We start from the raw sequence: 15805 nt of genomic DNA on the forward strand, positions 1-15805 counted from the left end.
TGGACACGGTGGGGATGGATGCCGAGTACTGGTACACGAATCTGCGCCGGACGGTCCTGCTGGAGAAGACGACCCGAGCACTGGTGAGTTCGGGGCATGGTGTGTTCGTCGAGGTGAGTCCGCATCCGGTGCTGTCCGTGGGGCTGGAGGAGACGTTCGAGGCGGCCGGGAGTGACGCGGTCGCGTTGGGGACGTTGCGCCGGGACGAGGACGAGTCCCGCCGCTTCATGACCTCCCTCGCCCACGCGCATGTGCACGGGGTCGACCTCGACTGGAACACCCTGTTCGCCGGACATACGCCCCGTCATGTCGACCTGCCCACCTACGCCTTCCAGCGTCGGCATTACTGGCCCGAAGCGCTGGCCGTTCCCGCTGCCGGCGCGACGGACCCGGTCGACGCCCAGTTCTGGGAGGCCGTCGAGCACGGCGACCTCACCACGCTGGCCCGCACGCTCGACATCGAACTCGACATCGAAGGCGCGTCGTTGGGTGCGGTCCTGCCCGCCCTGTCGTCCTGGCGGAAACAACGGCGTGAGGCCTCTGCCACCGGTTCATGGCGTTACCGGACCGGTTGGACCCCACTGGCCGAGCAGTCAGCCTCCCTCACGGGTACCTGGCTGGTCGTGGCCTCGACGGCAGGAGCGAGTGCCGACCTGGCCCCCGCCGTCGTGCACGCCATGCGCGCCCAGGGGGCCGACGTCCTGCACTGCGCAGTGGACCACGCCCACGACCGGGTGACCCTGTTCAACGGGCTGGCCGAGACGCTCGGAGACGGCACCGCCATCGCCGGAATCCTGTCCCTGTGCTCCGTGGACGAGGAGCCGGTTGCAGGAACGCCGGAACTCACCCATGGCCTGGCCGCGACCGTGACGCTCGTGCAGGCGCTCGGCGACTCGGCGGTCTCGGCGCCCCTGTGGTGTCTGACTCAAGGCGCCGTCCAGGCGAACGGGCAGGACGGTTCCATCAGCCCCGCACAAGCCCTCGTCTGGGGAATGGGGAGGGTCGCCGGTCTCGAACACCCGGAGCGATGGGGCGGGTTGATCGATCTCCCCGACGCACCTGACGAGCGGGCACTGTCACGGCTGTGCGGCCTGCTCGCCGGTGCAGGCGATGAGGACCAGCTCGCCGTACGTCCGGGCGGCGTGTTCGCCCGCCGCCTGTTGCCGGCGCCCCCGGTGGGTTCGGGGCGCTCCTGGACGCCGGAGGGCACGGTGCTCATCACGGGGGGCACCGGTGCGATCGGCGGGCAGCTGGGCCGCTGGCTCTGCGGCAACGGCGCAGACCACGTGGTGCTCGTAGGCCGCAGGGGGGCCGACACGCCGGGAGCGGCCGATCTGATCCAGGAGTTGCAGGGCTCCGGCACCAGGGTCACCGTCGCCGCCTGCGACGTGGCGGATCGCGATCTACTGGCGGGTCTCGTGGCGCGGCTGACGGCCGACGGAGACCGGATCACCGCGGTGCTCCACTGCGCCGGGGAGCTGGACGACGCGGTCATGGGCGCGCTCACCCCCGAGCGGCTTGCCGCCGCGCTGCGCGCCAACGTGGGCGGCGCCCGAAACCTGCACGAGGTGACACAGGGGCTCGACCTCACCGCGTTCGTCATGTTCCCGGGCATAGCCGGCACGGTCGGAGGCGCCGGCCAAGGAGCCTTCGCCGCCGCGAGTGCCTACCTCGACGCGTTGGCCGCGCACCGGAGGTCGCTGGGCCTCACGGCCACATCGATCGCTTGGGGGCCGTGGGCGGAAGGCGGCCCGGCGACCTCGGACGACACGTTCGCCGAACGGACGGCCCGGCGTGGGCTCACTGTCCTGCCGACCGCCTCCGCTCTGCCCGCGCTGAGTCGGGCGGTGGCTCAGGACGGCCCGTCCCTGCTGATCGCGGACATCGACTGGGGGCTGTACGGGCCCTCGCTCACCGCGGTTCGCCCCAGCCCGCTGATCGCCGACGTCCCGCGGATGCGGGAGCTCACGCGGGCGGCGGCCGAGGCCGGGGACAGCGCTGCGGACAGCGCGGCCGTGTTCCGCAGGACGGTCGCCGAACTGTCCGAAGCCGAACTCGGCCAGATGCTCCTGGAGCTTGTGCGTACCGAGGCCGCCGGGACGCTCGGTCACAGCGAGATCGAGGCGGTCGGCGCCAAGCGGCCCTTCAGGGATCTCGGATTCGAGTCACTGACCGCGGTGGAACTGCGTAACCGGCTCAGCACGCGCACGGGGCTGCGCCTTCCTGTGACGCTGGCTTTCGACTATCCGACGCCGGTTGCGCTGGCAGCGTTCCTGCGGACCGAGGTCGGCGAGAGCACCGAGCCACAGGCAGTTCCCGTACTGGCCGAGCTGGACAGGCTGGAGGCGACCCTGGCGTCGCTCTCCGCGGACCGCACCGCACGCCACCGGATCGGAACACGGCTGCGCGACATCCTCTCCGGCTGGGACGAGGAGCCCGCGACGGGCGACGGGGCGACCGCCACGGTCGCGGAGAAGCTCCAGGCGGCATCGGCCGACGAGGTCCTGGCATTCATCGACAACGAGCTCGGGGCCTCCTGATGGGTCGGCACCGTATTTCTGTTCTATGCAAAGGGGTTAGCGGTAATGGTGGCTGACGACAAGCTCCTCGAGTACCTGAAGCGGGTGACGGCCGACCTCCACCAGACCCGGGAGCGCCTTCGTGAGGTGGAGGCAGGGGAGCAGGAGCCCATCGCGATCGTCGCGATGAGCTGCCGATTCCCCGGAGGCGTCGAGAGCCCCGAGGACCTGTGGAACCTGGTGGCCGCAGGTGGGGACGCGATGTCGCCGTTCCCGGACGACCGCGGCTGGGACACCGGGCGGATCTACGACGCCGACCCCGAGCAGTCCGGCACGTCCTACGTCCGTTCGGGCGGTTTCGTCGACGGCGTCGCAGAGTTCGACTCCGGCCTGTTCGGCATCAGTCCCCGCGAGGCCCTGTCCATGGACCCGCAGCAGCGGCTGCTCCTCGAAACGGCGTGGGAGGCGTTCGAGCGGGCGGGCATCGACCCGCTGTCGCTGTCCGGCGCCCGGGTCGGCGTATTCGCCGGTTCCAGCGGCCAGGACTACGCGTCCCTGCTCCAGTTCTCCCCGGAGAGTGTCGAGGGCTACGGGCTCACGGGCACGGCGGCCAGCGTGGTCTCGGGACGGGTGTCCTACACGCTCGGCCTCGAAGGTCCGGCCGTCACGGTGGACACGGCGTGCTCGTCGTCGCTCGTCGCCCTGCACCTGGCAGCGCACGCACTGCGGCAGGGCGAGTGCTCGCTGGCGCTTGCCGGCGGCGTGACGGTCATGTCGACGCCCGGTGCCTTCATCGAGTTCAGCGCGCAGCGCGGCCTGTCCACCGACGGCCGCTGCAAGGCCTTCGCCAAGGCCGCCGACGGCACGGGCTGGGCCGAGGGCGCCGGCCTGCTGCTCCTGGAGAGGCTGTCGGACGCCCGCCGTAACGGGCACGAGGTTCTGGCCGTCGTCCGCGGCTCCGCCGTGAACCAGGACGGTGCGAGCAACGGCCTCACGGCCCCCAACGGCCCCTCACAGCAGCGCGTCATCCAGGAAGCGCTGGCGAACGCCGGACTCACCGCCGACCAGGTCGACGCGGTCGAGGCCCACGGCACGGGTACGACGCTCGGTGACCCGATCGAGGCGCAGGCACTGCTGGCCACGTACGGCCGGAACCGGCAGGCCGACCGCCCGGTCCTGCTCGGCTCGGTCAAGTCCAACCTCGGCCACACCCAGGCCGCCGCCGGAGTCGCCGGCATCATCAAGATGGTCGAGGCGATGCGCCACGGCACGTTGCCGAAGACGCTGCACATCGACGAGCCCACCCCGCACGTCGACTGGACGGCCGGTGCCGTCCAGCTGCTGACCGAGCAGACGGACTGGCCGCGAACGGGCCGGCCCAAGCGATTCGGCATCTCCTCGTTCGGCATGAGCGGGACCAACGCGCACACGGTCATCGAGGAGGCCCCGAGCCCCGAGCCGACCGCACAGGCCGGCGAGGGTGACGCGCTGCCCGCATTCATCTGGACGGTGTCCGGGAAGACCGAGGAGGCGCTGCTGGGCCAGGCGGCCCACGTGCTGTCGCACGCGGAGGCATCCGACGCGACCTCCCTGGACCTGGCCTTCTCGCTCGCCACCGGCCGCGCGGCCCTCGACCACCGGGCCGTCGTCGTCGGCGAGACCCGCGAGAGCCTGCTGAGCGGCCTGCGCGCCCTCGCCTCCGGTACTCCGGCCCCGGGGCAGGCACGCGGTGTCGCCACGGAGGACGGCCGGCTCGGCCTCCTCTTCTCCGGCCAGGGGTCGCAGCGACCCGGCATGGGCCGTGGACTGTACGAGGCGTTCCCGGTGTTCGCCAAGGCGTTCGATGCCGTCTGCGCCGAGCTTGACCGGCACCTGGACGGACCGGTCAAGGACGTCGTCTTCGCCACGGACCCCACCGACGAGGCCACCGCGGGGCTGATCGACCGGACCGTCTTCACCCAGGCCGGCCTGTTCGCCGTGGAGACCGCACTGTTCCGCCTCGTCACTTCCTGGGGCGTCCGGCCGGACTACCTGCTGGGCCACTCCATCGGCGAGTTGTCGGCCGCACACGCGGCGGGTGTGCTGTCACTGGAGGACGCCGCCGCCCTGGTGGCGGCCCGCGGACGGTTGATGGATGCTCTCCCCGGAGGCGGGGCGATGGTCTCGCTCCAGGCCACCGAGGACGAGGTGCAGCCCCTGCTGCGCGCCGGCGTTTCGATCGCCGCGCTCAACGGGCCCGGCGCCGTGGTCATCTCCGGTGACGAGGACGCGGTCCTGGAGATCGCCGCCCACTTCGAGGGACAGGCACGCAAGACCAAACGGCTGCGGGTCAGCCACGCCTTCCACTCGGCGCACATGGAAGGGATGCTCGACGAGTTCCGTGCCTTCGCCGGGACGATCCGGTTCAGCGCACCCGAGCTTCCGATCGTGTCCAACGTGACCGGCGCCCTCATCAGCGCCAAGGAGATCGCCGATCCCGGCTACTGGGTAAGCCACGTCCGCGAGGCCGTCCGCTTCCACGACGGGATCCGCACACTCCTCGGCCACGGTGTGACCGCCTTCCTCGAGATGGGCCCCGGCGGCGTACTGAGCGCCATGGGACAGGAAGCCCTGACGGGGACCCCCGCCGGAGCCGGCGAGCCCGTCTTCCTCCCCGCCCTGCGCGCCGACCGCCCGGAGGCCCGGTCGCTGATCACCGCCCTCGCCGAACTGCACGTCCACGGCAGCGGTCCGGACTGGGGCGCGTTCTACGAGGGGACGGGAGCCAGGAACACCGCCCTGCCCACCTACGCCTTCCAGCGCAAGCGCTTCTGGCCCAAGCTGTCCGCCGCGTGGGCGGGCGACGCCACGGCGATGGGCCTGCGCGCGGCCGAACACCCGCTGCTCAGCGCAGCGGTCACCCTGGCCGACGGCGACGGGATGCTGTTCACCGGCAGGCTCTCGCTGGCGACCCACCCCTGGCTCGCCGACCACACCGTCCTGGGCACCGCCCTGCTGCCCGGCACCGCGTTCGTGGAACTGGCGGTCCACGCAGGCGACCAGGTCGGCTGCGGCCATCTCGTCGAACTCAACCTCGAAGCGCCGCTCATCCTTCCCGAAGAAGGCGGCACAGCCGTCCAGATGACGCTCGGGGCACCCGATGCCACCGGTCACCGTCCGCTGTACGTGTACTCCCGCCCGGACGGTGAGGAGGACGACGGGTCGTGGACCCGCAACGCCGGTGGACTGCTCGCTCCCGGACAGGCCACGGCCCCCGACTGGTCCGTCTTCGCCGAGTGGCCGCCCCGTGACGCCGTACCTGTGTCCCTGGGTGACTTCTACGCCCAACTCGAAGCCGCCAACTACGGTTACGGGCCCGCCTTCCAGGGCCTGACGGGCGTCTGGCGCCGCGGCGACGACGTCTTCGCCGACGTCCGCCTCCCCGAGGAACCCGCGGCCGACGCCCGGCGGTTCGGCCTGCATCCCGCACTGTTCGACGCCGCGATGCACTCACGGGCCATGCTGGGCGACGGCGACGAGGGCGGCCCCGGCCAGGAACGGCTGCCGTTCTCCTGGACCGGCGTCTCCCTGTACGCCGCCGGCGCCTCGGCACTCCGGGTGCGGCTCTCGCCCACAGGCACGGACACCGTGTCCGTCGCGCTCGCCGACGAATCCGGGGCGCCCGTCGCCTCCGTCGGCGCGACCGTGCTTCGCCCGGTCTCCGCCGAGCAGCTCAACACCTCCCGCAGTCCCCATCACGACTCGCTCTTCAGGATCGACTGGCCGGTCGCCCAGGGCACCGGGACGTCACCGGACACCAGCGGCTGGATCGTCCTCGGGGACAGTGACTTCGGGCTCCCGTCCGGCGGCCGGTACCCCGACCTGTACGACCTCGGCGCGGCGGTCGACGAGGGCCTCGCCGCCCCGGACACCCTTCTCATCCCCTGCGTGACCGAACCGGGCACCGACATGATCGAGGCGGCGCACGGCGCGGTCGCCCGCGTGCTGGCGCTGGCCCAGATCCTGATCGAGGACGAGAGGTTCGCGTACACGCGCGTCGTCCTCATCACCCGCGGTGCCGTAGCCGCCACCGCCGAGGACGAGGTCGAGGACGTCGCGCAGGCGACCGTATGGGGCCTGGTCCGCTCGGCACAGTCGGAGAATCCGGGCAGGTTCGTCCTGGCCGACATCGACGGACTGCCCGCTTCGCACCGTGCGCTTCCCCAGGCCCTGGCCGACGCTGAACCGCAGTTCGCGGTCCGTGCCGGCCGGATACGGGTACCCCGGCTCGCCCGCGTCGGAGCGCCTGCCGCCGTCACGGCGGGCACCGCCTTCGCCGACCCGGCGGGCACCGTGCTGGTGACCGGTGCCACCGGCACCCTCGGCAAGCTGTTCGCCCGTCACCTGGTGACCGCCCACGGCATCCGCCACCTGCTCCTCGTCAGCAGGCGCGGGCCGTCGGCGGAGGGCGCCGCCGAGCTGGAGGCGGACCTGGCCGCACTGGGCGCCACCGTCACCGTCGCCGCCTGTGACGTGGCCGAGCGCACACAGCTGGCCGCCCTGCTGGCCACGATTCCCGCCCAGCACCCGCTGACCGCGGTCGTGCACGCCGCGGGTGTCACGGACGACGGCGTGCTCCCCGCGCTGACCCCCCAGCGCATCACCGCCGTACTGCGCCCCAAGGTGGACGCCGCGGTGACGCTCCACGAGCTCACCCAGGACCTCGACCTCAGCGCCTTCGTCCTGTTCTCCTCGGTCGCCGCCACCCTCGGCGGCGCCGGACAGGGCAACTACGCCGCGGCCAACGTCTTCCTCGACTCCCTCGCCCAGCACCGCCGGGCACGCGGACTGCCGGCCAGCTCGCTGGCCTGGGGCCTGTGGGCCGACCGCAGCGGCATGGCCGCGAACCTCGACGACACGCAGCTCAGCCGCATCGGCCGTTCCGGCGTCGGTTCGATGGAGTCCGCGCAGGGGCTGGCCCTCTTCGACGCCACCCGGGACCTGGACGACGCCCTGCTCGTACCGGCGCCCCTCGACGTGTCCGGGGTGCGCGGAGCCGGCTCCGTCGAAGCGGTTCCGCCCATGCTGCGCGGTCTGGTCCGGCTCCCGGCACGCCCCGCAGCGAAGAGCGGCGCCGGCCCCGGCTCCACCGAGGACGCCCTCGCGCAGTTGCTCGCCCCCCTCGACGAGGCCGGCCGTGCGGCTGCCGTACTCGATCTGGTCCGCACCCAGGCGGGCGCCGTCCTGGGCTACGCGGAGCACGACGAGATCGGGGCCCAGCGGGCCTTCAGCGACCTGGGCTTCGACTCCCTCACCGCGATCGAGATGCGCAACCGGATGAACCTGGTGACCGGGCTGCGGCTGCCCTCGACCCTGGTCTTCGACTACCCGACGCCTGCCGCGCTCGCCGACCACGTCAACGAGCTGGTCGCCGGTTCCGTACCGGTCGGCCGCGATGACGCGCCGCAGGCCGACACCGTGGACAGCGGTGAACCCATCGCCATCATCGGCATGAGCTGCCGGCTGCCCGGCGGGGTGGCGACGCCCGAGGACCTGTGGCACCTGGTGGACGAGGGCCGCGACGCGATCACGGAGGTCCCGGACTCGCGGGGCTGGGAGATCGAAGGGCTGACCGGGGGGTTCCTCGCCGATCCGGGCGACTTCGACCCGGCGTTCTTCGGCATATCGCCGCGCGAGGCCATCGCCATGGACCCGCAGCAGCGGCTGCTCCTGGAATCCTCCTGGGAAGCCGTCGAAGCGGCGGGTATCGCCCCCGCCGGCCTGCGAGGCACCCGTACCGGTGTGTTCGTGGGCTCCAGCGGTCAGGACTACACCGGCCTGCTGCAGCAGGCCGAGGAGAACAACGCCGGATACATCCTCACCGGCACCACCGCGAGTGTCATCTCCGGCCGGGTGTCCTACACGCTCGGCCTGGAGGGCCCCGCCCTCACGGTCGACACCGCGTGTTCGTCCTCCTTGGTGGCCCTGCACCTGGCAGCCCAGGCACTGCGGAACGGCGAGTGCTCGATGGCACTGGCGGGCGGCGTCATGGTCATGGCCACACCGGCCGGGTTCGCCGGGCTCAGCGGACAGGGCGGCCTCGCTTCCGACGGCCGCTGCCGTGCCTTCTCCGAATCCGCGGACGGCACCGGCTGGAGCGAAGGCGTCGGCGTCCTCCTCGTCGAGCGGCTGTCCGACGCCCAGGCCAACGGGCACCCGGTGCTGGCCGTGGTCCGGGGTTCGGCGATCAACCAGGACGGTGCGAGCAACGGCCTGACCGCGCCCAACGGGCCCTCGCAGCAACGTGTCATCCGGCAGGCCCTGGCCAATGCCGGGCTCACCACCCAGGACGTCGACGTCATCGAGGCGCACGGCACCGGAACGCCGCTGGGCGACCCCATCGAGGCACAGGCCGTCCTGGCCACCTACGGCCGGGACCGGTCCCAGCCCGTGCTGCTGGGCTCCATCAAGTCCAACATCGGTCACTCACAGGCCGCCGCGGGTGTCTCGGGGATCATCAAGATGGTCCTGGCGATGCGGCGGGGAACCGTGCCGCGGAGCCTCCACCTGGACGAGCCCACCACTCACGTGGACTGGTCCGCAGGATCGGTCTCCCTCCTCCAGAATGCGGTGCCCTGGCCGGAGACCGGCAGGCCGCGCCGCTCGGCGGTCTCGTCCTTCGGCATCAGCGGAACCAACGCCCACGTCGTCCTCGAACAGGCCCCCGAGGAACCGGTGGCCGCCGCCGGGACGGGCGCTGAGCCGTTCCTCGGAGCGGCAGCGCTCCCCTTCGTCCTTTCAGGCACCTCGGCGGAGGCCCTGCGCGACCAGGCCGGGCGCCTGCACCGCCACCTGCTGACCCACGACGACGCGGTCCTGGCCGACGTCGGCTGGTCGCTGGCCACGGCCCGTACCCGCTTCGCGCACCGCGCGGCAGTCGTCGCGACGGGCAGGGACGACCTCCTGCACGCGCTCGCCGCCCTCACGGACGGCACCGGAGCCCCCGGTCTCGTCCAAGCCGTCACCCCCGGGGAGGGGCCCAAGGTCGTCTTCGCCTTCCCCGGCCAGGGCGCGCAATGGGCGGGGATGGCACGCGGGCTCCTCGACAGCAGCCCGGTGTTCGCCGAACGGATCCGTGAGTGTGCCACCGCCCTGTCCGACCACACGGACTGGTCGCTGCTGGACGTGCTGCGCGGGGCGCCGGACGCCCCCGGACTCGACCGCGTCGACGTGGTTCAGCCCGCTCTGTGGGCCGTCATGGTCTCGCTCGCCGAGGTGTGGCGAGCCGCCGGTGTGGAGCCTGCCGCCGTCGTCGGCCACTCGCAGGGCGAGATCGCCGCGGCCTGCGTGGCCGGCGCGCTGACCCTGGACGACGCGGCCCGTGTGGTGGCCCTGCGTAGTCAGGCGATCCTGGAACTGTCGGGGCTGGGCGGGATGGCCTCCGTACCGGAGCCTTCCGAGAAGGTACGCGCGCGGCTCACCCCCTGGGAAGGGCGCCTGTCCGTCGCGGCCGTCAACGGACCCTCCTCCGTGGTCGTCTCCGGCGACACCGACGCCCTGGACGAGCTCCTCGCCGCCTGCACGGCCGACCAGGTCCGGGCCAAGCGCATCGACGTCGACTACGCCTCGCACAGCGCGCATGTGGAGCGTATCCACGACCGCCTGCTCCGCCTGCTGTCCGACGTGGCTCCCCGCACTTCGAAGGTTCCCCTGTACTCGACGGTCACAGGCGAACTCCTCGACACCGCCGGCATGGACGCCGAGTACTGGTACACCAACCTCCGCCGCACGGTCCGCCTGGAAGAGACCACCCAGGCCCTGCTCCACGCGGGCCACCGGGTCTTCGTCGAGATCAGCCCGCACCCCGTCCTGGCCGTCGGACTCCAGGAGACCCTGGACGAGGCCGCCGTCGACGGGGCTGTTCTCGGCTCGTTGCGCCGCGACGAGGGCGGCCCCGACCGTCTCCTGGCGTCGCTCGCCGTGGCTCACGTGCACGGCGTCCCCCTCGACTGGACCGCGGTCTTCGCGGGGCGCGAGGTCCGCCGGGCCGAACTCCCCACGTACGCCTTCCAGAACCAGAGGTACTGGCTGCCGATCCGGAACAGCACGTCCGGCGACCCGGCCTCCATCGGCCTTGGCGCCGCCGATCACCCGATGCTCGCCGCAGGGGTGGCCCTGGCCGACGCCGACGGATACCTGTTCACCGGCCGGCTCTCCGCCCGCACCCAGCACTGGATCGGCGACCACGTCGTCATGGAATCGATCCTGCTCCCGGGTACCGGCTTCGTGGAGATGGCACTGCGCGCAGCACGGCAGGTCGGTTGTGACCTCGTCGAGGAACTCACCCTCGAGGCGCCTCTCGTTCTGCAGGAACGCGGCTCCACGCAGGTGCAGTTGGTTGTCGGCGCATCGGACGCGTCCGGCCGTCGGCCGCTGACCGTCCACTCCCGCCCGGCGGACCTGCCGGCCGAGGGCGGCGGCCTCGCCGAGACGCCCTGGCGGCGGCACGCCACCGGTGTGCTCGCCACCCGCACCGCATCCGGTACGCCGTTCGACCTCACCGCGTGGCCCCCCGCCGGGGCCACGGAACTCCCGCTCGACGGTGTGTACGAACAGGCAGCCGCGCTCGGCTTTGGATACGGGCCGATGTTCCAGGGCCTGCGCTCCGCATGGCAGGCCGGCGAGGACATCTACGCGGAGGTGGCGCTCCCCGAGGACGGCCGCGCCGAAGCCGCCGGATTCGCACTCCACCCCGCTTTGTTCGACGCCGCGCTGCAGGCGATGGGGCTCGGCTCGTTCGGTCCTGGCCAGGGACGCGGGGAGGACGCCGGCAAGCCCAGGCTCCCGTTCGCCTGGCGTGGTGTGAGCGTGTACGCGACCGGGGCGTCCGTCCTGCGGGCGCGGCTCTCCCCGAGCGGTGCGAACGGCATCGCGTTCCAACTGGCCGACGGCACCGGGGCGCCCGTAGCCTCGGTCGACGCCCTCGACATGCGGCCGGTGGACCCCCGGCAGCTGAAGACCGCCACGCAGGAGGGGAACGACTCCCTCTTCCGGCTCTCCTGGGAGCCCGGACTCGTGGCAGCCGCCGAGTCCGTCCCCGCAGGCCCCTGGGCCGTACTGGGCGCAGACCCCGCGCCGCTGTCCGCCACCGGCGTCCCCGCCGAGCGGCACGCCGACCTCGACGCGCTCCTCGCCGCCGCCGACGCCGGCACGCCGCTGCCCGGCACCGTGGTCGCCCGTCTCGGGGCGCCCGGAACGCAGGACCCGACAGCCGGAGCGCACACCGCCGCCCGCGAGGCACTCATGCTGCTCCAGCGCTGGCTGGGCGACGAGCGCCTCGCCGACACCCGGCTGGTGTTCCACACCTCGAACGCGGTGGCGGTCGCCGCAGGTGAGAGCATCGACGGTCTGGCCACCGCACCGGTCTGGGGGCTCGTCCGCTCGGCGCAGTCCGAGCACCCCGACCGCTTCGTCCTGGTCGACTCCGACGACAGCGAGGCCTCCTGGCAGGCACTGCCCGGTGCCCTGGCCCTGCCGGAGACGCAACTCGCCCTGCGCAACGGCTTGGTGCTGCTGCCCCGTCTGGCACGCGCGGAACCGGCATCGGACACCGTCACCGGTGCGGCGGCCTTCGACGGTGAAGGGACGGTCCTGGTCACCGGGGGCACAGGCACCCTGGGCAGCCTGCTCGCCCGCCACCTGGTCACCCACCACGGTGTACGGAACCTGCTCCTGCTGAGCCGCCAGGGCGAAGCAGCCGAAGGCACCGGCGAACTCCTGGCCGCACTGCACGACGCCGGCGCGGAAGCACGCGCCGTCGCCTGCGACGCGGCGGACCGTGACCAATTGGCCCGGGTGCTCGGCACCATCGACGACGCCCGTCCGCTCACCGCCGTCGTACACGCGGCGGGTGTCCTGGACGACGGGGTCATCACCTCCCTCACCGGCGACCGGATGGACGCGGTGCTGCGGCCCAAGGTCGACGCAGCGGTGAACCTCCATGACCTCACTCGCGACAGCGGCCTGTCGGCGTTCGTGATGTTCTCCTCGGCCGCCGGCACCCTCGGCAGCTCCGGGCAGGGCAACTACGCGGCGGCCAACGCCTACCAGGACGCCCTCGCCCATCACCGCAGGGCCTCCGGCCTTCCCGCCACCACTCTTGCCTGGGGCTTCTGGGCCCAGGCGAGCGGCATGACCGGGCACCTCAGTGACGCCGAGGTACGCCGGATGAGCGGGGGTGGTGTCGCCGGGCTCTCCTCCGAGGAAGGACTCGCCCTCTTCGACCTCGCCACGGCGTCCGACGACGCGCTGCTGCTGCCGGTCCGGCTGGACTTCGCGGCGCTCCGCGCCCAGGCGGCCGCCGGTGCGCTGCCTCCCCTGATGCGCAAGTTGGTCCGCGCCGCCGCCCCACGTGCGGCTGACACGGACGGAACGGGCACCGGGGGAGCGGGACTGGCGCAGCGCATGGCCGGGCTGTCCGAGGAGGACCGCGACCGCGTGGTCCTGGACCTGGTGCGTACCCACGCGGCTGCCGTCCTCGGACACGCCTCCGCCGACGCGGTCGAACCGGACATGGCGTTCAAGAAACTCGGATTCGACTCGCTCATCGCCGTCGATCTGCGCAACCGGCTCAACACCGCCACCGGACTGAGGCTGCCGGCGACGCTCGTCTTCGACTATCCGACACCCACGGAACTGGCGGCGCACCTCCGTGCCGAGGTCGTCCCCGACACCGGCGCGGCAGACGCGCCCGTGCTCGCCGGGATCGACCGGCTGGAGGCCCTGCTCAGCTCCGTCGGCACCGACGACGACCGGCGTACGAGGATCACTCTGCGTCTCAACGCCATGCTCGCCAACTGGGGCGACATCCGGGTGGCGCCCGAACCGGCCGTACCGCCGCAGGACCTGGACAGCGCAAGCGACGAAGAAATCTTCGACTTCCTCGGCAAGGAGTTCGGTATCTCGTGAACAGCCGACCGCAACCGGACGAACCGCTCCGAGGGGAAACCAGGGCCATGACCGACGACGACAAGCTGCGTTACTTCCTGCGGCGGGTGACGGCCGACCTCCAGGAGACCAGGGGCAAGCTGCGCGCTGCCGAGGAGAAGGACAACGACCCCATCGCGATCACGGCGATGAGCTGCCGCTTCCCGGGTGGTGTACGCGCCCCCGAGGACCTGTGGCAGATCATGATGTCCCAGGTCGACGCCCTGTCCCCGTTCCCTGAGGACCGTGGCTGGGACTTCGAGGGGCTGTTCTTCCGCGACCCCGACGAGCCGGCCCGCAGCTACACGCTCGAGGGCGGATTCGTCTACGACATACCGGACTTTGACCCTGAGTTCTTCGGCATCAGTCCGCGCGAGGCTCTGGCCATGGACCCGCAGCAGCGTCTGGTCCTCGAAGCGTCGTGGGAAGCCGTGGAACGGGCCGGCATCGACATGGCGTCCCTGCGCGGCACACGGACCGGCGTCTTCGTCGGCACGTCCTACCAGGGCTACGGCAGCACGGTGTTCGTCCCGCCCGAGGGAACCGAGATCTACCTCGGCGTCGGGAACACCAGCAGCGTCGCCTCCGGCCGCGTCGCCTACACCTTCGGCTTCAACGGGCCGGCCGTCACCATCGACACCGCGTGCTCGTCCTCGCTGGTGGCCCTGCACATGGCCTGCCAGTCCCTGCGCAGGGACGAGTGCTCGATGGCCCTCGTGGGCGGCGTCACCCTGATGTCCAGTCCCGGCGCGTTCACCGAGTTCAGCCGTCAGCGCGGACTGTCGACCAGTGGCCGCTGCAAGGCGTTCTCCGCCGACGCGGACGGCACCGGCTGGGGTGAGGGCATCGGCATGTTCCTGGTGGAACGGCTCTCCGACGCCCGGCGCAACGGCCATCCCGTCCTCGCCGTCGTACGCGGCTCCGCCATCAACCAGGACGGTGCGAGCAACGGCCTGACCGCGCCCAACGGCCCCGCGCAGCAGCGCGTCATCCGCCAGGCGCTCGCCGACGCGCGGCTGTCGCCCGCGCAGGTCGACCTCGTCGAGGCGCATGGGACCGGCACCACGCTGGGCGACCCCATCGAGGTCCAGGCGCTCGCCGCCACATACGGGAAGGACCGCCCGGAAGGCCGCCCGGTGTGGCTCGGCTCGGTCAAGTCGAACATCGGCCACACCCAGGCCGCGGCCGGTGCCGCCGGACTGATCAAGATGGTGATGGCGGTGCAGCGCGGAGTGCTGCCGCCCACCCTCCACGTGGAGAACCCCACCACGCTCATCGACTGGGTCGACGGGGGCATGGCCCTGGTCACCGAACCCGCACCCTGGCCGGAGACCGGGCAGCCGCGCCGCGGAGGGGTGTCGTCCTTCGGCGTCAGCGGAACCAACGCGCACGCCGTCATCGAACAGGCCCCCCCGGCAGAGGCACAGTCCTCTCCCGCCGAGGAGGGCGAGAAGGAAGCCGGCACCCCGGCACCTCGGGCCCCGCTGGACGGCGCGAAGCCGCCGCTGGTCGTCACCGCCCGCACCGAACACGCCCTGCGGGAGCAGGCCAGGCAGTTGCAGGCTCATCTGGCACGCAACCCGGACACGTCCGCCGCCGACGCCGGTTACACCCTGGCCGTCCGCCGGACGAGGTTCAGCCACCGTGCCGCCCTGCTGGCCGACCCTTCCGGTGACTACGCGGCCGCCCTCACGGCCCTCGCCGAGGGGCGCGAGTCAGCGGACGTGACCCAGGCCGTGGCCACCCGGACAGCGCGTCCGGTGTTCGTGTTTCCGGGGCAGGGTTCGCAGTGGGTGGGTATGGCTGCGGGTCTGATGGAGTCTTCGCCGGTGTTCGCGGGGCGGATCCGGGAGTGTGCGGTGGCGTTGGAGCCGTTCACGGACTGGTCGTTGTTGGGTGTGTTGCGTGGTGATGCGGGTGCTCCTGGGTTCGATCGGGTTGATGTGGTGCAGCCGGTGTTGTGGGCGGTGATGGTGTCGCTGGCTGAGGTGTGGCGGGCGGCTGGTGTGGTGCCTGCGGCGGTGGTGGGGCATTCGCAGGGTGAGATCGCTGCGGCGTGTGTGGCTGGTGGGCTGTCCCTGGAGGATGGTGCGCGGGTGGTGGCGTTGCGGAGCCGGGCGATCCTGGAGCTTTCGGGCTTGGGTGGCATGGTGTCGGTGGCGGAGCCGGCCGTGCGGGTTGAGGTGCGGCTCGCGGAGTGGGAGGGGCGTCTGTCGGTGGCGGCGGTGAACGGCCCGTCCTCGGTGGTCGTCAGTGGTGACGCCGACGCTCTGGACGAGTTGTTGCAGGCGTGCAGGGCGGACGGGGTGCGGTGCAAGCGC

3 protein-coding genes are annotated in these 15805 nt (G+C 72.2%); all 3 read left to right on the forward strand.

The features are described from left to right. Positions 1–2540 (forward strand): SDR family NAD(P)-dependent oxidoreductase (locus B9S57_RS33370; RefSeq protein WP_146057837.1); only part of this gene is annotated, 2540 nt, incomplete at its 5' end. A 48-nt stretch (positions 2541–2588) separates the two neighbouring features. Then, the gene (locus tag B9S57_RS33375) at positions 2589–13466 is read left to right on the forward strand and encodes a type I polyketide synthase (RefSeq protein WP_374936005.1); all 10878 of its coding nucleotides are present in this window, start codon (positions 2589–2591) and stop codon (positions 13464–13466) included. Positions 13467–13513: 47 nt separating this feature from the next. Continuing rightward, positions 13514–15805: type I polyketide synthase (locus B9S57_RS36110; protein WP_258036746.1), on the forward strand; the 2292-nt coding region annotated here is incomplete at its 3' end.

The organism is Streptomyces sp. SM10 (genome assembly GCF_002910915.1).
GTDB lineage: Bacteria > Actinomycetota > Actinomycetes > Streptomycetales > Streptomycetaceae > Streptomyces.